Raw genomic sequence first — 18,635 nt, 5'->3', positions numbered from 1 at the left:
AAACAGGTGGCCTAAAAGACCTCAGAGGCGACAGATTTCTTGACAACTACCGTTACCACGCCGGTAAAACGGCGAAGGGCCATGCCGTCTTGCCAAACCACCAGATCCACCGGTTGCTCTAGTACATCTAAAACATCCACATCTGGATCAGTACTGGCCAATTCAAGGCGGCCGTGAAATAGCTCGGATAATCGTTCGGTCAGCGTAAAGCCAACAACGGAAAATAGATCAGTGGGGAGTTCGCCAATACGGGCGGTAAACTGCAGTCCGCTTGCCTGAGGCATATCTTCAATCCTTGAAGGTATGGTTCTGTATGAATCTGGGCAGGGATTCTGTCGCAAAAACGGCGGTTAATCAAACTCTCCCTGCGCCAAATGCACATCAGTCCTAAGTCAAAGAAACATCAGGTTGTCACTTGCGACCGAGCTTTCGCTCGAAATGGACGCGTCCACCACTCAGACATCAGCACGCCAAATAAGGTCAGCCCTCCGCCAATGAAGTGATATAGCCCCAAGGTTTCATTCAGCATCACAGAGGCAATAACCGCCGTTAGAATAGGTACGAGGTTAAAAAACACGGTGGTACGGCTGGGCCCCAAGTGTTTGATCCCCGTCATCCAGGCCAGCGGTGCGCCGATAGACGCAAACACGCAGGCGAACAACACCAACGGTAGGTTATCGCTGTTCAACCCGGCTTGTGGCGATACAGCAAACAATGGGAATAACACCACCACAGCCACTAAAACCTGCACGTAAAGCAACTGCATCGCCGGTAAGGGAATCTGCCATTTTTTCAGTAGCGTGCTGTAAATAGCGTAGGCCGCAACAGCCACTAACATCATGCCATCGCCGCCGTTAATCCCCTGTTGAGTAAGGGTGGTTAAATCCCCCGAGGTGATAACAATCAATACGCCCAAAAACGAAAACAATGAGCCAACCACGGCGCCTACGGTCAGGCGGTGTCCCAATGCCATTATCGCTAGCACCAGTGACATCACCGGCATCAGCGCCAACACAATGCCCATATTGGTGGCGGTGGTTTTTGGCGCTGCGAAATAGGCAAGGCTCTGGTAAACCGCCATGCCTAGTACACCCAGCACAAAAATCTTGCCAAGATTCGCCTTAACTACCGGCCAAGTTCGCAGCGTCGGGCGCAGCAGTACCGGCGTGAGTACGACAGCAGCAAATAGCCAGCGATAGAAACCGATTTCAGCTGGGAAGATAACGCCCACAGTGAGCTTGTTAACTACGGTATTTCCCGCCCAAAATATGACAGCCAATAGCGGAAACGCATAATACATAGTCACAAATCCCAGAAAACGAGTGAAGAATCAGAAGCGCTATTATCCGCCTGTCTTTAATAAAGGCTATACTGAATTTAAGACAACATAGCGATGGTTTAAGACAAGGTGAATAGAAACTACATTGAAATCCCCGCACTCAGCGAGTTGCCGGGCCCGGTGTACTTTCGTTATGACGAATACGGCGCCGACACTCATGCCGTGGCGCACCGCCATGAATGGGGACAGCTGAATTTTACCGCCCGTGGCGTGATGCAATTGGAAATCGACGGTCGGCCGTTTATGTCACCGCCAAACTACGCTGTGTGGATCCCACCTAATGCGTTGCACAGCTGCTATAACCGCGAATCGGTGGTGTATCGATCCGTGTATATCGGGCTGGAAGAATGTCGAACGTTGCCGGGCAGCCCTTGCGCCGTGACCATGAACGATTTGCTCAAAGCGATTCTGAATGATTTCGCTGAGCGTGACGTGACCACGCCGGTCAGTCAACCAGACCTGAACCTTGCCCAGGTGTTGCTTGATCAACTGCATCTGGCACCTCGGGAAGCCGATTACCTACCCTTCGGAATCAGCACAACCGTAAACCAGGTTTTGGATGAATTACGTGCCAACCCCGGTGATAACTGTTCACTGGCTGACTGGGCAAAACAGGTGTTCGTCAGCGAACGCACGCTGGCTCGCCATTTTATGCAGGAATTGGGAATGAGCTTTGGGGAGTGGCGTCAGCGCTTACGTTTTCTTGCCTCCATCGAGGCCCTTGAAAAAGGCCTGTCGATCAAAGAACTGGCCTTTGATATGGGCTACAGCAGCAGCTCAGCCTTCATAACGATGTTTCAACGCCACGCGGGCTGTACACCGGAACAGTACCGACGCCAGCACAACGTTTAACTGCGATGGCCATTTACCTGAATAACTCGTTCCAAATTTTCTAAGGCAACCAAAACAGCTTGTTCTTACTACCCCACACTGGAACAATTGAGGCCATACTTACTTTTCTATATATGGCCCATCATGAAACTATTAGTTCGTAACCTCGCACGCACGACAACCGAGCAGGAAATTCAAGAGCTGTTTGCGGCTCACGGCACGGTTGCTGAGTGCACTCTGGTTTTAGACAAAGAAACCGGACTTTCAAAAGGATTTGGCTTTGTGGAAATGCCAAATACCAAGGAAGCCAAGCTGGCCAAGGCGCTCCTGAATGACGCCAAGGTAGGCAAAAATAAAATACGGGTAAAATTCGCCCAAGACAAAGAGCAATAATCGGCTAGGAAAAACCGGTACCTTACGTTATCGGAGCATTGGCGGCGCGCTCTGCTACACACTCGTAGCCGCCCATTTCAAACTCCCGACAAATGAACGGCCGCTTCTCATAAATCGAGCAAGACATGGTGGTGCGATCCAGTGCTGCGCACCAACCATCTTCCAATCGGGCCATGGTTAAACCACCCCATTCGTCTTCCTCAATAAACCTCTCGGGCACGCCTGTTTCGCTGATCAGCATCACTTCCAGGCGGCAACAGCAGGCTTCGCAGCTTGAACAGCTGACACTGGGATCAGGCACAGATACCGCTTCAATCAACGTTGGCTTCTGCATAGGTTTCAGGCGCGCCTTTCAGAAGGGGTGCTGTAGGGCCACATCAATCCGACGTGGCAACCGGTAACGACGGGTTGCTTCCCCAGTCCGCCCAGGAACCGTCGTAGAGCACGTTATTTTCATAACCCGCAATAGCAGCAGCCATCAATATAATGCAGGCCGTGATGCCCGAACCGCAGGAAAACACCGCTTGTTGATTCTCATGGGGCAGAAGGCCTGAGAAAACCGCTTTTAGCTGTTCTGCGCTTTTGAAGCTGTGGTCGTTCAGCACCTCGGAAAACGGCAGATTCTGTGAGCCGGGAACATGCCCGCTACGCACCCCTTCCCTAGGCTCCGGCGCCGCTCCCCTGAAACGCTCGGGGGAGCGCGCATCCAATGCGGTTATTCGCTCGGCCTCAAGCTCTTTCAAGAGATAGCTTGAGTCACACACTCTATCCGACTGCAGGACACCGCTAATGTCTCCCGACTCGCTCGACTTCGTCAGGCTCGACACGATCTCTCTATGTTCCGCCAGCCACTTGGGTAAGCCACCATCGAGAACAAAGGTGTTGTCATGCCCCATTGCCTGAAACATCCACCAGGCTCTGGGTGCAGAGTAAACACCCTGATTGTCATAAATAATGACAACACTGTCGGCGTTTATTCCTAGGTTCTGAGCTTCCCGTGTGAACTGCTCTTCCGATGGAAAAGCATGAACCATGGGTGAATTCAGATCACAAAAGTCATGCTCCAGATCGAACTTTCGAGCCGTCGGGATGAACACGGGTTCGTCATACACCAGGGGCTCTGTGCCAATCACTTTGCTCATGCTGGCGTCGAGAAGAACAAGATTCTTGTTGGCCAGGTTATCGGCCAACCAACCCGTTGTGACTAGCGGAAAGTTCATATCAGAGCAGATCTTTACGCAGCTGAGAAGGGCTTTTAGGCGATAGCAAACCCGGTGCCACATCAAACACCGACTTAGCACCCACCTCACCGGCACTGGCCAGCTTGTGGACGGCTCGGGTGTAGGCCACCAGAACACTGGCGGTGAACTCAGGGTTGCTGCCAAGCGCAAGGGAGTACTCAATGGTTTGCTTGCTCTGGGTACCAGTCGCGCCGCTGCGAATCACAAAGCCGCCGTGGGGCATGGCGCTGTGATCAGCCGCGAAGGTAGCCTCATCAATAAAGTTAACCACCGTCTCGAATGGCTCAAAATAATCCGGCATGGTCACAATGCTATTACGCACTGTGTCTGCATCGGCATCGTCTTCCAGCACAATGAAGCACTCACGCACGTGCTTTTCACGGGTCGCCAGTTCCGGCTGCTCACCATTGCGTACCCGTGCAATGGCATCGTCAGATGGCAATGTGTATTGCACACCCTTCTTCACGCCCTCTACACGGCGTACCGCATCGGAATGGCCTTGGCTCAAGCCTTTGCCCCAGAAGGTATAAGTCTCACCCTCTGGCAAAATGGTTTCACCAAACAAACGGTTCAATGAAAACAGGCCCGGATCCCAACCCACAGACATTAGCGCAACATTCCCGGCCTTCCGCGCTGGCTCATCCAGCGCCGCGTGGTATTCGTTTACTTTGGCGTGGGTATCAAAGCTGTCTACGGTATTAAAAAACTGCGCCAGATACGGCCCCTGTTCCGGCAAATCGGTTTTTGAGCCGCCGCAGAGGATCATCACATCCACCTCGTTCTGGAACTTCTCAACATTTGCCATGGCATGCACGGGCACATTGCTGTCGAGCAGGGTAACGCTGGCCGGATCGCGACGGCTGAACACACCCACCAAACGCATATCCGGATTCTGCGCCAGGGCCGATTCAACACCCCGTCCCAGATTGCCATACCCGGCAATTGCTACTCTTATCTGATCTGCCATGTTGATCTACCCTATTCTGTTTGAAAATACACGGAACGCTCGCAGCACAATCAATGGCGAGCCCGAAGAAACCACAGAATGGTGAACGCGAGCAATATTAAGGTCAAGCGCTGCTTCTTCGGCCCATGGCCACTGCTTTTCTGTGGTTAGTTTGCGTGCGTCAGTTCAATCCCTGCCCGGGCGGCACGGGCGGCATGAAGCTTCCTGTAACTGTCGATCAGGCGCAGATGCTTGTCCAGGCCTTCCAACTGCATGCTGGTTGGGGTCAGGCCATAGAAGCGAACACTGCCATCCACCGAACCCACCACTGCATCCATGGTCTCCTCGCCAAACATACGCCTGAGGTTAAACAGGTAATCCGTCAGCTCAAGTTCGTCATCCAGAACGATTTCCAGTACCGCACTCATTGCCCGATAGAACAGCCCGCGCTCAACGGTGTTGTCGTTGAACTGGATGAACATTTCTACCTGCTCAAGGGCTTGTTCGTAGTGCTGCAAAGCCAGGTTAATTAGCAGCTTCAGCTCAAGGATGGTGAGCTGACCCCACACAGTGTTCTCGTCGAACTCGATACCTATCAGAGTGATGATGTCGGTATATTCGTCAATCTGGCTGTCGTCCAGGCGCTCCACCAAAGCCGCCAATTGCTCATCGTTCAGGATGTGCAGATTCAGAATATCTTCCCGGAAAAGCAGAGCACGATTGGTGTTATCCCAGACCAGATCTTCTATCTGATAAACCTCGGAGTAGCCGGGCACCAACATGCGACAAACCGGCGCACCGAGATCGTCATAAACGGTGGTGTATACTTCTTTGCCCATCTCTTTAAGGATGCCAAACAGGGAACCTGCTTCCTCTTCGTTGGTACCGGAGAAATCCCACTCGTTAAACTCGTAATCCGCCTGGGCACTGAAGAAGCGCCAGGACACAATGCCCGACGAGTCTATAAAGTGCTCCACATAGTTATTCGGTTCAGTGATTGCGAGGCTGTTGAAGGTCGGAGGCAAAAAATCGTTCAGGCCCTCAAAGCTGCGACCCTGCATTAATTCGGTGAGACTGCGTTCCAGGGCGATTTCCATGGAAGGATGCGCACCAAAAGAAGCAAACACACCACAGGTCTTCGGGTTCATCAGGGTGACACACGCCACCGGAAACTGGCCGCCGAGAGAGGCATCTTTAACCAGTATCGGAAAACCCTGCGCTTCCAGCGCCCGCACACCTTCAAGAATGTCCGGAAATTTTTCCAATACGTGCAGGGGCACATCGGGGAGCGTAATTTCTTCCTGAATAATCTGCTTTTTTACCGCACGTTCAAAAATTTCTGACAGACACTGTACTTGCGCCTCGTGCAAGGTGTTGCCCGCACTCATGCCGTTGCTCAGGTACAGGTTCTCAATCAGGTTCGTCGGGAAATACACCACCTCATCGTCGGAATGGCGCACAAAGGGCAAAGAACAAATGCCACGCTCAACATTGCCGGAGTTGGTGTCGATCAGGTTAGAGCCACCCAACTCGTCCTCCGGGTTATAGATAGCCAAACAGTAGTCATCCAGAATACCCTGTGGCAATTCGTCATCAGGCCCCGGCTTGAACCAACGCTCTCTCGGGTAATGGACAAACTCGCTGTTGGCGATGTCTTCACCAAAAAACTGATCGTTGTAGAAAAAATTACAGTTCAGGCGCTCGATAAACTCGCCGAGTGCCGAACACAGGGCGCTTTCTTTCGTGGAGCCCTTACCGTTGGTAAAACACATGGGCGAGGCTGCATCGCGCATGTGCAGTGACCAGACGTGAGGCACGATATTACGCCAGGAGGCAATTTCAATCTTCATGCCCAGATCCGCCAGAATGGCGGTCATGTTTGTGATGGTTTGTTCCAGCGGCAGGTCTTTACCCGCAATGTAGGTACTGGCTTCAGCCTCAGGCTTTGCCATCAGTAGCGCCTGAGCATCGCCGTCGAGGCTGTCAACAATTTCAATCTGGAAATCAGGGCCGGTTTGCACCACTTTTTTGACCGTACAGCGGTCGATCGAACGCACTATACCCTGGCGATGTTTCTCGGACAGGTCCTCTGGTAATTCAACCTGAATCTTGAATATCTGTTGATAGCGATTTTCAGGGTCAACAATGTTGTTCTGAGACAGCCGAATATTGTCGGTCGGTATATCTCGCGCCAGGCAATAAACCTTGACGAAATAAGCCGCGCACAAGGCAGAGGAGGCCAGAAAATAGTCAAAAGGGCCAGGTGCGGAGCCGTCGCCTTTATAGCGGATAGGCTGGTCGGCAATCACCGAGAAGTCATCAAACCTGGCTTCAACCCGAAGATTGTCGAGATAATTAACGTTGATTTCCATTGCGAGGGTGCCTGATTAGCAGAATTTGGCTCGGTGCGGCATTATACCCCCGACACTGCAGCACTGACACATTGCATCGTTCAATAGCTGCAGTTCGGCACTGTTTCCCCTGAATGTGTATTCCACAGAGGCGTACTACTGTGGCGTATAAAGGCGCTGAATGCTGGAAAAATCCAATGCGCCATTACCCTGCCCTGCGTGCAGTTCATACAGGTTGCGTGCAAGAGAACCCATGGGAATCGAGGCGTGATTCTTTACCGCATTATCGAAAGCCAGACCCAGATCCTTGTTCATCAGATTCACCAGGAAACCACCTTCGTATTCCCTTGATGCGGGCACACCCTCCATCACGCCAGGCCATGGATTATAGCCATTTAGCGCCCAGTTACCGCCGGAACTCTGCTTCATGATTTCCGAGAGAACCGCCGGATCCAGACCGTTTTTCACCCCCAAAGCCAGGGCTTCGCTGGTGCCGGCCATGAGAACCGCCAAGAGCATATTATTGCAGATTTTGGCAATCTGGCCTGCCCCGCTTTCGCCAGCAAGAAAGATGTTCTTGCCCATGGCTTCCAGAATTGGCTTGGCTTTATTGAACGTCTCTTCGTCGCCACCGCAAATAAAGGTTAGAGCGCCAGCTTTGGCACCGCCCACACCACCAGACACAGGAGCGTCGATGAATGGGATATTTTTAGCCTTTGCTTGCTCGGCCACACCACGAGAAGTCTCTGACGCAATGGTCGATGAATCTACCACCAAAGTGCCTTCAGGCAAGTGAGCCAACAGGCCATCATCGCCCAGATACACGGCCTCTACGTGCTGGCCGGCAGGCAACATGCTGATCACACATTCCGCACCTTTGACTGCATCATGAGCTGTCTCTGCGGTTTTCGCACCCTCTGATACCAGCGCCGCGACCGCGTCTTTTGACAAATCGAACACGGTTACATCGTGCCCGGCCTTTAAAAGATTGCTGGCCATGGGGCCACCCATGTTGCCCAGGCCAATAAAGGTAATCGTTGCCATAATCATCCCCTTGTTTTTGTATTCGGTTGAATAGGCCGCGCACCCAAATCGGCGCATGGCCATTTCTGGCTAACTTTTGAAAAAACTGTCTATCCACTCACTGTCCATTTCCGCCAGCGATGCGTAGCGCCAACGAGGCTGCTTATCTTTATCAATCAGCAGCGCGCGCACCCCTTCAACAAACTCTCCTTTGCTCAGGCAGTTCCTGGACAAGGTAAGCTCTTTATCCAGAACCTCGCTCAGACTATCCAGTCGGCAGTTACGCAGGTGCCGCCAACACAAGGCCAGCGACGTGGGCGACGCGGCCTCCAGCGGCCCAGTGGCCCTGGCGAGCCAACCGTCTCCGCTTGAGAGCTCTTTCATCTGCGCGACCATACTGGTCAGGCTATCAGCATCGGTTACACGGTTAATCTCATCAAAATGAGTTCGCACCGGGGACTCTGGCATGGCTTCCGCACTTTGGTTTTCGTGCTGCCTGAGCACGCTTCCCACTACCGCGAATGCGTTTTCACCCTGCCAATTGTGTGCTGTCAGATCCGCAACCACGGCCGCTTTCAAATCATGCTTGATAAAGCGATCGGCCAAGCCAACAAACAGTGCGTCAGCGGCGTTCATGCGGGCCCCGGTTAGCCCCAAAAACAACCCGGTGCGCCCGGGAGCACGATTGAGAAACCAGCCTGCAGCTACGTCTGGATAAAGACCAATGCTGCTTTCAGGCATTGCCAGCTTCGAGGCCTCAGTGACTACCCGGTGTGAGGCGCCAGCCATGATGCCAATGCCACCGCCCATCACTATACCGTGGCCCCAGCACACCACAGGTTTGGGGAACGAGTGGATCAGATAATCCAGCTCATACTCTTCGGTGAAAAAAGCAATGCCCTCGCTGGCGACGCCAGCGCTTTGCGGTTCGGTCATGCTTCGGTAAAGCGCGACTATGTCGCCACCGGCACAAAAGGCTTTGTCGCCTTCGGCTTCAACCCAGACAGCTCGAACTTTGTCGTCTTCCGCCCAACGTTTCAGTTGCGGCGTTAGTTGGCGAATCATCTCAAGAGAGAGGGAGTTCAATGCTTTTGGCGTGTTCAGCCGAACCACGGCAATCAGTGCACCGTCAGCGGTTTTCCACTCTTCAAAAATAATCGGTTGCTGGCTCATATAAATTCCTTAAACCGGTATGCATGCGGGTTTCAACGGTTTTTCCATTCCGGCTTTCGCTTATCGAGAAAGGCATTTACGCCTTCTTTCTGGTCTTCCGTCGAGAACAGCTCAACAAACAGTTCCCGCTCCATGCGCCAGCCATCTGAATGGCTGCGGCCATCCCGGGCACCCATTACCAGAGTCTTGCAGCGGGCAACAGAGGAAGGACTTTGCTTGCAGGCCATTTCAGCCAGTTCCAGTGCCTTTTCCAGGCCCTTGCCTGTAGGGACGACTTCCTCAACCAAGCCAATCTGCAATGCCTTGTCGGCCTTAACTCGCTCGCCGCACAAAATCATACGCTTGGCCCAGCCTTCACCTACCATCCAGGGCAGATTCTGGGTGCCACCCGCGCAAGGCAGCAGACCAACAGACGCCTCCGGCAGTGCCATCTGGGCATGCTCTTCGGCAATGCGAATATCACAGGCCAGCGCACACTCAAGGCCGCCGCCCATGGCGTAACCGTTTACAGCTGCAATGGATACACCACGAAACGCGGTTAAAGTGGCAAAGGCTTCGCCAAAGAGCTGTGCCATTTCGTTGGCGCGGGCCTTGTCGCCATCGGCAAAGGTTTTTAAATCAGCACCGGCGGAGAAAAATTTCTCGCCCTGCCCGGTCAGCACCAAGGCAAAGATGTTGGTGTCATCGTTCAGTTCACGAACGATGTTTGACAGTGCAGGCAGGGAATCCACTGTCCAGGTGTTGGCCGGTGGGTTGTTAATGGTCAGTACCGCAATGTGTCCACGTTTCTCGAGCTGAATCAGATCGCTCATCATCTGTCTCCTGTTAGTGTTGCGGTTTATTGAATGGCCTCAGCCACACCATTGTCCAGCAGGCGACGAGCCACAATTAACCGCATAATTTCGTTGGTACCTTCCAGAATCTGATGCACTCGCAGATCGCGCAAATAACGCTCCAGAGGGTATTCCCGGATATAGCCATAACCACCGTGCAATTGCAGGGCATCGTTCACCACATCAAAACAGACATCTGTGGCGAAGCGCTTTGCCATGGCGCAGTGCAGTGTGGCTTCTGTATCACCACTATCCAGTTTAAAAGCCCCAAGGCGCACCATTTGCCGGGCGGCTACCAGGTTGGTTGCCATGTCTGCCAGCTTGAACTGCAGGGCCTGAAAAGCCGCCAGAGGCTTACCAAACTGCTCCCGCTCATGCATGTAGTTGCGGGCTCTCAGCAAGGCAGCCTGGGCGCCGCCCAGAGAGCAGGTGGCAATATTGAGACGTCCACCATCAAGGCCTTTCATGGCAATGGCAAAGCCGTCGCCCTCTTCGCCGATTCGACTGGCGGCAGGCACGCGCACATTTTCAAGATTAATGGTGCGGGTCGGCTGGCTGTGCCAGCCCATTTTTTCTTCGTTTTTACCGTAAGAAATGCCGTCGGCATCCGCAGGAATCACGAAGGTGGAGATACCTTTAGAGCCAGAGTCCGGCGCACCTGTGCGCGCCATCAGCACCAGGATATCGGTATCGCCAGCACCGGAGATAAAGACTTTACTGCCACTGATGAGATAACTGTCGCCATCACGAACCGCTTTGGTTCGCAGATTAGCCGCGTCAGAGCCGGCGCCTGGCTCAGTCAGGCAGTAAGACGCAAGCCACTCGCCACTGGCCAGCCTTGGAACAATTTTCTGCTTGAGGTCATCGGATGCAAAACTGGCCACCATCCACGTCGCCATATTGTGAATGGTGATGAACGCAGCCGTTGACGGGCAAGCAGCGGCCAGCTCTTCCACAATCACAGATGTGTCCAGCCGTGAAAGGCCCATACCGCCCAGCGCTTCCGGAGTATAAATTCCCATGAAGCCCATCTCGCCGGCAGCTTTGAGCGTGTCGACCGGAAAGATATGCTCGTTGTCCCATTTGGCTGCGTGGGGCGCCATGGATTTCTCAGCAAACGTTCGAGCCGCGTCGCGAAAGGCCGACTGATCTTCAGTTAAATTAAAGTCCATAGTCAGGCTCCAAATTAAAGATACCCACCCTCAGCGCAATTAACGCAACTGGATCGAAAAGTTTGTTTCAGCGTCAGCCTCTACCTCACTGGAGAACCAACGGGAAGTAACCGTTTTGGTTTCAGTGTAGAAGCGCACCGCTTGCTTGCCGTATGCGTGCTGATCGCCGTAGAACGAGCCTTTCCAACCGGTGAACGAGAAGAACGGCAGGGGCACCGGAATGGGAATATTCACACCCACCTGGCCAACCTCAATTTCATGCTGGAACTTACGAGCCGCGCCACCAGAACCTGTAAAGATAGATACACCATTACCGTAAGGGCTGTTGTTGATCAGGGTAATGGCATCCTGCAGGCTTTCTTCTTCCATACAGGCAAGTACGGGGCCGAAGATTTCCTCGTTATAGATATCCATGTCGGTGGTTACACCCGTGATCAAAGTAGAACCGACCCAGTTACCATCTGGCAAACCATCAACCGTGCAGCCACGGCCGTCCAGAAGCAGGTTCGCGCCCTGGGCCTCGCCGGTGGCAATCAGGGATTCAACACGCTCCCTGGCTTTGGCAGAAATGATCGGGCCATAGCTGGCGTTGGCATCGTCCCATGCGCCCGGGCGGGCATTTGCCATAGCTTCCTTCAACTCGGGAATCCAGGCCTGAGCTCCCCCTACAAACACTGCGACCGAAATCGCCATACAACGCTGGCCGGCGGCTCCAACCGATGCCCCCACCAAGGCATTGATAACCTGTTGCTTGTCGGCGTCTGGCATGATGACCATGTGGTTCTTGGCACCGGCAAAGCTCTGCACGCGCTTCATGTTTTTGGTGCCGGTTTCGTAGATATAACGGCCAACCGGCACGGAACCCACAAAAGAGATAGCCCTCACATCAGGGTCAGTAAGCAGTGTATCCACCTGCTCCTTGCCACCATGCACAACCTGCAGCACACCCTTGGGCGCACCGGCTTCTTCAAACAGCTCTGCAAGGCGCATAGGGGTCAGCGGGTCCTGCTCGGACGGTTTGAGAATGAAGGTGTTGCCACAGGCAATGGCCATGGGGAACATCCACAATGGAATCATCGCCGGGAAGTTAAATGGCGTAATACCGGTACACACACCCAATGGCTGAATCCAGGAGTGGGTATCCACGCCCCGCGCAACATTTCCAACGGTTTCGCCCATCATCATGGAGGCCACGTTGGCTGCATGTTCAACCACTTCAATGCCGCGCCACACGTCACCTTTAGCATCTTCAAAGGTCTTACCGGTTTCCTGAGACAGGATTTGTGCAATGTCGTCGTGGTGTTCTTTAAGCAATGCCTGGTAACGCAGCATCACACGGGCGCGCTCGGAAACGGGAACGTCTTTCCAGGTTTTGAATACCTCGCCAGCACTCTCGATGGCCCTGCGCATTTCCGCGTCTGTGGTGCAAGGCGCTTTTGCAATCACCTCATTGGTAGCCGGATTGGTTACATCAATCCATTCGCTGGCCTGGCTCTGAACAAATTCACCGGCTAAGTACAGTGGAACGTTTTTCATCTCAAAACCCCTGTTTGTTTTTGTGCGGGAAGCGGGCTAAAGCCGAGTTGCCTTAGCGACGTACTGATATGACCTTAGCACCTTATCTGGCCCTTGGTGATTGACTAAATTTCGCTCGTGATGGATTATCTTTCGCTTGCCACACACTTAATGGCTGCAACAAGCATGACACAAACCTCTCAGTGGCCAGTCCCCAAGGACAGCATTCGCTACGTGGTGCCAGCCCCCATTATCAGGCTTTTGTCTGAGCACCCTCTTACCCGCGATCTCTACCCCAGAGCATTTGGCCATTATCGTCGAGCGACTGGGCATCACATGCACCGCGAACATCATCGCGACAATCTTTTGATTTACTGCACCGAGGGAAAAGCGTTCCTGAATATGGAGGGCGAGCCCTACACCATGGAGGCCGGTGATCTTTTATTGCTGCCTGCAGGCGCAAATCACCGTTATACGGCAGACCCGGAGGACCCCTGGACAATTTACTGGGTACATTACACCGGGCCATTGGCTGAAGAGTTTCGCACCTACATGGGATTTGATGACACCACTCCAATTCGCCATCTTGGGAGACAACCCAGGTTATTGGTGGACTTTAATGGCCTGCTTTCCGTCCGCCAGACTGGTTTTCGTGCCCGCGGTCTGATTCACGCTGCCAATCGTTTACGCCAACTACTAACCGCCGTTCCGATCAGTGTGGATGAAACCGGCCACAAGCGTCAGGCGGAGCTGGACATCATCAACAACTATATGCGTGAACATCTCGACGAGCGTATAAGCCTGGAACAGCTTGCAGACGTGGCAGGGCTTTCCCCCGCCCACTTTGCCACGCGCTACAAAGAACAGACGGGCACCTCACCCATTCAGCATTTTCTTCACTTGAAAGTAGAGAGGGCCTGTCAGATGCTGGATACCACAAGTCTGAGCTTTACAGACATAAGCCACCGCCTTGGCTATGACGACGCCTACTATTTTTCCCGGCTATTCAAAAAAACCATGGGCCAGGCACCCAGAGATTACCGGCACACGCCCAGGCACTAACCTGGACACAATTTGTTACTTGATGGATATCAGAGAATTGACTTGAGGCAATAGATGGCCTCTGTCATTTTTGTAGTCTCCGCGCAACTCGCAATATCCTGCTATTACGCTAAATTCTGGCCGCCCCCATTCTACGGAGATAAACATGGCAAATGAGCCAATCGTTCTGTTCGACAACGGACATCACAAATGCCTGATGTTCGACTCCCTGGTCACCGGCGAGGGTGTCCAGTCCAATCAGTTCCTGATCGTCGACGGCAAGCACGAAGCGCTGATCGATCCGGGCGGCGATCTTACCTACACACCACTTGCCGTGGCCACCTCCAAATACATGAACATCAAGGATATGGATTTTGTGTTCGCGTCGCATCAGGACCCGGACATCATCGGCGCCATTGATCGCTGGATCGTGCACACCAGTGCAAAGATTGTGACATCAAAACTGTGGGCCAGGTTTCTACCTCACCTGGTGTCCAGCTACGTAACCAACCAGCTCAGCGGCAGCGTTTACGATCGCATTATCAGTATTCCGGATGCCGGCGCCAACGTAAGGTTTGGTGACTCTTACCTGCAGTGTCTGCCAGCCCATTTCATGCATTCCGTGGGCAACCTGCAGTTTTACGATCCGGTGTCAAAAATTCTATTCTCGGGTGACCTTGGCGCGTCTATAGGTGCTGCAGACGACCACCTCCCGGTACAGGATTTCGACAAGCATATCCCGCATATGATGGGATTTCACCGACGTTACATTGCCTCAAACAAGGTCTGCCGACTCTGGGCCAACATGGTGCGCGAAATGGATGTAAAAATGATTGTGCCCCAGCACGGGAAGCGCTTCGAAGGCCCCACCATGGTAGACCAGTTCCTTGACTGGGTTAGCACAGTAGAGTGTGGTATCGATCTGATGGCCCAGGACAATTACCGAGCCCCGGTAGACTATGTCTGATAGCTCATGGAGGCAGGCCTGCCAAATAGGCCTGTCCCAAACTGCTAATATTGCGTAAAATCTGGCCTTTTCATCCGCAAGCATGAGGCAGCGCAAAAATGGGCAGAGCCTACCAGAACCGCAAACAATCCATGGCCAAAACCGCAGAGGCCAAAACCAAGGTTTATAGCAAGTACGGTCGCGAAATCTATATGAGCGCAAAGTCCGGCGGAACCGACCCGGATGGCAACCTTTCGCTGCGTGGGCTGATAGAACGCGCCAAAAAAGATCAGGTTCCCACTCACGTTATCGAAAAAGCCCTGGAAAAAGCCCGTGGCGGTGCCGGCGAAGACTACTCACCGGCACGATACGAAGGCTACGGGCCAGGCAACTGCATGGTGATCGTAGACTGCCTCACGGACAACCCCAACCGCACCTTTGGCGATGTTCGCCTTGCCTTCACTAAAACCAAGGCCAAAATCGGCACACCGGGCACTGTTGCTCACATGTTTGATCACAGCGCCATTTTTGTATTCAAGGGCGAGGAAGAAGCGTCACTTGAAGCCCTTATGGAAGCCGATGTCGACGTGTCCGATATCGAACATGAAGACGGCCAAATCACCGTTTTCACACCTAACACCGAATACGCCAAAGCTCGCCAGGCACTAACCGACGCCTTCGGCGACATTGATTTCGAGGTGGACGACATCCAGTTTTTGCCTAAAACCACAACCGCGGTAGAGGGTGATGACATTCCGCTGTTCGAAAAGTTTATCGATATGCTGAACGACCTGGATGACGTGCAGAACATCTTCCACAATGCGGAGCTGCCCGAGGAGTGAACCAACTCAATCCCAAGGTGGTGATCCTTAAAACCGGCAGCACCTATCCAGCTATAAAAGAACAATTCGGTGATTTTGACGAATGGTTCCTGAAACGGCTCTCCCCTGGGCTCAATATTTCTGTATTTAATGCAGAGGCCGGAGAACTGCCCGAACAGCCCACAGACTGGGACGGCATAGTCGTAACAGGCTCCCCGGCTATGGTCAGTGATCGCGAGCCCTGGAGTGAAAAGGCCGCAGATTGGCTGGCACAGGCGGTAGACCAGTCCGTACCAACACTTGGGGTTTGTTATGGGCACCAGCTATTGGCTCACGCACTAGGCGGAGAAGTAGGCTATCACCCAAAGGGCCGTGAGAGCGGTACCCAGCGCATAGAGCTTTTGGCCAGAGCTCAGGATGACCCACTGTTCGGCGGTATGCCCGGCACCTTCAAAGCACAGCTCACCCATAAACAATCGGTATTAAGCCTGCCTCCGGGGGCCGTTTTGCTCGGCTACAATGGGCATGAACCACACCAGGCATTCAGGGTTGGCAAGTGTGCATGGGGCGTGCAGTTTCATCCAGAGTTTTCTGACACCATTATGCAAGCCTATCTGGGCGTGCAGGCTCCGGACCTGGAAAACGAAGGGCTTGATTCCCAGGCCATGATAGACGCAGTTAGCAATGCACCAGACGCATCGGGGCTGCTGGAACGCTTTTCCACCCTGGTTATTGAGAACAAAACCCGCTGACTCCCACAGAGAACACTGGCGCCTTATGTCACGGACGATATTATTCACACTCATGGTTCTGATGCTCATTAGCCTGGGCGTATATCATACTTATAAGCCTTTACCTCCTGGCGTAAGCCACAATGGCAATGAGCATGCCTTAAGTGATGCCATGCTTCTGGTTGATGCGACCTATCATCACAGCGATGGCTCAGAAACCCGGGAACAAGAGATTTTTGACGAAATACTGCGCCTTATAAACCAGGCTGAATCCTTCGTGCTGGTCGATATGTTCCTCTTTAACAGCAGCAGCCCGGAAGGCGTGGCGCACCGCCCCCTCTCAAAGCAATTGACCGAGGCGCTAATAAGCCGGAAGGCCGAGCAACCAGAGCTGGAAATTGTGGTTATCTCTGACCCGCTGAACACGCTTTATGGAGGCTCTGTGTCGCCCTGGTTCCAGGCGCTGCGCCAGGCGGGCATTTCAGTCACTGAAACCAACCTGGAACCACTTCGTGACAGCAACCCGACCTGGTCTGCCATCTGGCGGGTCTGCTGTCAGTGGCTCGGCAACAACTCCGGCGGCGGCTGGTTGCCGAATGCCATCGGATCACAGCCCGTCACCATTCGCAGCTACCTTGCGCTCCCCAACTTCAAGGCAAACCATCGCAAAATTCTGGTTACAGATAACGGAAACAACCTACGCGCCCTGATAACCTCTGCTAACCCTCACGACGGCAGCAGCAGACACAGCAATACCGCGATCAGCTTTACCGGCCCGGCAGTTATTGATGTTTTGAAAAGCGAGCAAGCGGTTCTGAACATGTCCGGCCAGTCCAGCCCAGCGCTCAATAGACTGATCAGCGCGGCGCTTACCACTCAGACAACAAATCAGCAGCCGATGGGTAAAATTGCGGTGAAAACAGAATCCGCGATCCTGGAGTCGGCCCTTCAGATGATCACTGGCGCCCAGCGCGGAAGCCGGTTAGATCTCGCGTTTTTCTACCTCTCACACCGGGACATTATTACCGCCCTGCTCGACGCCCATGAACGCGGCGTGAACCTGCGCATACTTCTCGATGCCAACAATGAAGCCTTTGGCCATCAAAAAAGCGGCATACCCAATCGACAAGTCGCGCTGGAGCTCCATAAAGCCGGTATTCCTATTCGCTGGTGTAAAACTTCCGGTGAACAATGCCATAGCAAATCACTCATGTTGCGCCCGAAAGTGGGTCCCACGGAACTCCTGCTGGGCTCTGCCAACTTTACGCGACGCAATCTGGACGACCTGAACCTTGAAACCGATGTGTGGGTTTCCGTGCCAGCAGACTCGCCTGTAGCCAAAAAAGCTGTCAACTTCTTTGAACAGCAGTGGCGATCCGGCCCCGATAGCGACCCTGTCATGAGCCTTCCCTATGAGCACTGGGCAGACAATTCAACCGTGCGCTACTGGCGCTACCGCTTGATGGAAGCAACCGGGCTTTCAACATTTTAGGCGCCCTGGGGAGTGAACTCTAAAGGCTTCTGAAAGATCGCCACATCTTTTCCTGGCACAACCATAGTCCAGTCAAAACGCCTTGCAATAACCGCCAGTGTCACCTCGCGATAAAACACAACGTGTGTTGGATCCCGCCGGTAATGCCAGTGGTCAAACCGATCATCACGGGTCTGAAAACACGTCATTACGCCAAGCCAGCTGCCGGGCTTTAACAAACCATCAAGCTGGCGAAACACCTCAGCCGGTTGGTGCAAATGCTCCACCACCTCAGTGCAGGTAATGAAATCATACTGGCGCTCTAATGCTGACGGTTCAGGATGATATAAAGGGTCGTAAACCACCATGCCCATTCCTGCTTCACGCAGCATTTCTGCAAGCGCCGGGCCTGGCCCACAGCCAAAATCAAGCCCCAGGGCTCCCGGCCGAATACGATCAAGCATGGGTAACACAAGCTTGCCCAGAAAGGCCCGATAACCCGGATCGGCCGAATCATTATTATGAAGATCGTAAATGGCTCGTTCATCATCCGGCACCGGCCAATTTTTCTGCGCCATAACCGTTGCCTTACAGTGCAAACAGCGCAGATACTCCTGCCTGTTCACTATTCGGAAACCCTCCAGCACGCTTTGTTCGCACACAGAGCAGACAGCCCCCTCTTCCAACACTACAGTCGGTTTTTGCAAGCGCCCTCCTTTTTCACAGGCTCAACCTGTCAAATGTGTCATTGTCATATCCGGCCATGACACCCATTTCGTGACAAGCCCCAAAATTAACATTGGCCCAA

The 18,635-nt window shown here is 53.3% G+C and carries 18 protein-coding genes and 1 pseudogene; 7 read left to right on the top strand and 12 right to left on the bottom strand.

The features are described 5' to 3' along the window. Positions 1-53: 53 nt before the first annotated feature. Positions 54-284, bottom strand: a pseudogene (locus ACTHYN_RS00775) (contractile injection system protein, VgrG/Pvc8 family); the annotation flags it as partial. A gap of 119 nt (positions 285-403) precedes the next feature. Continuing rightward, positions 404-1,300, bottom strand: a complete 897-nt coding sequence (locus ACTHYN_RS00770; protein WP_441810578.1) for a DMT family transporter — start codon at positions 1,298-1,300, stop codon at positions 404-406. A gap of 108 nt (positions 1,301-1,408) precedes the next feature. Here ACTHYN_RS00770 and ACTHYN_RS00765 point away from each other — a divergent pair, with 108 nt between their 5' ends. Both ACTHYN_RS00765 and ACTHYN_RS00760 read left to right on the top strand, forming a co-directional pair. Beyond that, positions 1,409-2,191 (top strand): AraC family transcriptional regulator, encoded by a 783-nt coding sequence (locus ACTHYN_RS00765; protein WP_441810577.1) that lies wholly within the window; start codon positions 1,409-1,411, stop codon positions 2,189-2,191. Between the two features lie 123 nt (positions 2,192-2,314). Further along, on the top strand, positions 2,315-2,563 hold the full coding sequence (locus tag ACTHYN_RS00760) for an RNA recognition motif domain-containing protein (RefSeq protein ID WP_441808955.1): 249 nt from the start codon (positions 2,315-2,317) through the stop codon (positions 2,561-2,563). 22 nt (positions 2,564-2,585) lie between these two features. Here the strand turns inward: ACTHYN_RS00760 and ACTHYN_RS00755 are convergent, their stop codons facing one another. The 9 genes from ACTHYN_RS00755 to ACTHYN_RS00715 all read right to left on the bottom strand — a co-directional run bounded on the left by ACTHYN_RS00755 (position 2,586) and on the right by ACTHYN_RS00715 (position 12,838). Continuing rightward, positions 2,586-2,897, bottom strand: coding sequence for a YkgJ family cysteine cluster protein (locus ACTHYN_RS00755; protein WP_441810576.1), 312 nt, complete (start codon positions 2,895-2,897; stop codon positions 2,586-2,588). A gap of 43 nt (positions 2,898-2,940) precedes the next feature. Next, positions 2,941-3,783, bottom strand: coding sequence for a sulfurtransferase (locus ACTHYN_RS00750; protein WP_441810575.1), 843 nt, complete (start codon positions 3,781-3,783; stop codon positions 2,941-2,943). Between the two features lies 1 nt (position 3,784). Further along, positions 3,785-4,771, bottom strand: a complete 987-nt coding sequence (locus tag ACTHYN_RS00745) for a diaminopimelate dehydrogenase (protein WP_441810574.1) — start codon at positions 4,769-4,771, stop codon at positions 3,785-3,787. Between the two features lie 146 nt (positions 4,772-4,917). Continuing rightward, on the bottom strand, positions 4,918-7,122 hold the full coding sequence (locus ACTHYN_RS00740; RefSeq protein ID WP_441810573.1) for an OsmC domain/YcaO domain-containing protein: 2,205 nt from the start codon (positions 7,120-7,122) through the stop codon (positions 4,918-4,920). A 135-nt stretch (positions 7,123-7,257) separates the two neighbouring features. Then, a complete protein-coding gene (mmsB, locus tag ACTHYN_RS00735; RefSeq protein ID WP_441810572.1) occupies positions 7,258-8,145 on the bottom strand; it encodes a 3-hydroxyisobutyrate dehydrogenase in 888 nt (295 codons plus the stop codon). Positions 8,146-8,214: 69 nt separating this feature from the next. Next, a complete protein-coding gene (locus ACTHYN_RS00730) occupies positions 8,215-9,297 on the bottom strand; it encodes an enoyl-CoA hydratase/isomerase family protein (protein ID WP_441810571.1) in 1,083 nt (360 codons plus the stop codon). Between the two features lie 32 nt (positions 9,298-9,329). Then, on the bottom strand, positions 9,330-10,109 hold the full coding sequence (locus tag ACTHYN_RS00725) for an enoyl-CoA hydratase (RefSeq protein WP_441810570.1): 780 nt from the start codon (positions 10,107-10,109) through the stop codon (positions 9,330-9,332). A 26-nt stretch (positions 10,110-10,135) separates the two neighbouring features. Beyond that, on the bottom strand, positions 10,136-11,302 hold the full coding sequence (locus ACTHYN_RS00720) for an acyl-CoA dehydrogenase family protein (RefSeq protein WP_441810569.1): 1,167 nt from the start codon (positions 11,300-11,302) through the stop codon (positions 10,136-10,138). 39 nt (positions 11,303-11,341) lie between these two features. After that, on the bottom strand, positions 11,342-12,838 hold the full coding sequence (locus tag ACTHYN_RS00715) for a CoA-acylating methylmalonate-semialdehyde dehydrogenase (protein WP_441810568.1): 1,497 nt from the start codon (positions 12,836-12,838) through the stop codon (positions 11,342-11,344). 165 nt (positions 12,839-13,003) lie between these two features. Between ACTHYN_RS00715 and ACTHYN_RS00710 the strand changes: the two genes are divergently transcribed. The 5 genes from ACTHYN_RS00710 to ACTHYN_RS00690 all read left to right on the top strand — a co-directional run bounded on the left by ACTHYN_RS00710 (position 13,004) and on the right by ACTHYN_RS00690 (position 17,848). After that, entirely contained in the window at positions 13,004-13,879 is an 876-nt protein-coding gene (locus tag ACTHYN_RS00710) for an AraC family transcriptional regulator (RefSeq protein WP_441810567.1), read from the top strand. Positions 13,880-14,024: 145 nt separating this feature from the next. After that, complete coding sequence (locus ACTHYN_RS00705) at positions 14,025-14,825, top strand: MBL fold metallo-hydrolase (protein ID WP_441810566.1); 801 nt, start codon at positions 14,025-14,027, stop codon at positions 14,823-14,825. A gap of 98 nt (positions 14,826-14,923) precedes the next feature. Next, positions 14,924-15,646: a YebC/PmpR family DNA-binding transcriptional regulator gene (locus ACTHYN_RS00700; protein ID WP_441810565.1), complete on the top strand. Its 723-nt coding sequence runs from the start codon at positions 14,924-14,926 to the stop codon at positions 15,644-15,646. Next, positions 15,643-16,377: a glutamine amidotransferase gene (locus tag ACTHYN_RS00695; RefSeq protein WP_441810564.1), complete on the top strand. Its 735-nt coding sequence runs from the start codon at positions 15,643-15,645 to the stop codon at positions 16,375-16,377. The genes ACTHYN_RS00700 and ACTHYN_RS00695 overlap by 4 nt, the downstream gene beginning before the upstream one ends. A gap of 25 nt (positions 16,378-16,402) precedes the next feature. Then, on the top strand, positions 16,403-17,848 hold the full coding sequence (locus ACTHYN_RS00690) for a phospholipase D family protein (protein ID WP_441810563.1): 1,446 nt from the start codon (positions 16,403-16,405) through the stop codon (positions 17,846-17,848). On the opposite strand, the gene ACTHYN_RS00685 is transcribed toward ACTHYN_RS00690, so the two are convergent. After that, positions 17,845-18,534, bottom strand: coding sequence for a class I SAM-dependent methyltransferase (locus tag ACTHYN_RS00685; RefSeq protein ID WP_441810562.1), 690 nt, complete (start codon positions 18,532-18,534; stop codon positions 17,845-17,847). The genes ACTHYN_RS00690 and ACTHYN_RS00685 overlap by 4 nt on opposite strands. Between the last annotated feature and the right edge of the window lie 101 nt (positions 18,535-18,635).

It is taken from the genome of Marinobacter sp. (genome assembly GCF_052091845.1).
Taxonomy (GTDB): Bacteria; Pseudomonadota; Gammaproteobacteria; order Pseudomonadales; family Oleiphilaceae; genus Marinobacter.
Note: the sequence above shows the minus strand (reverse complement) of the source record. Positions and strands in the feature narration are given on the sequence as shown.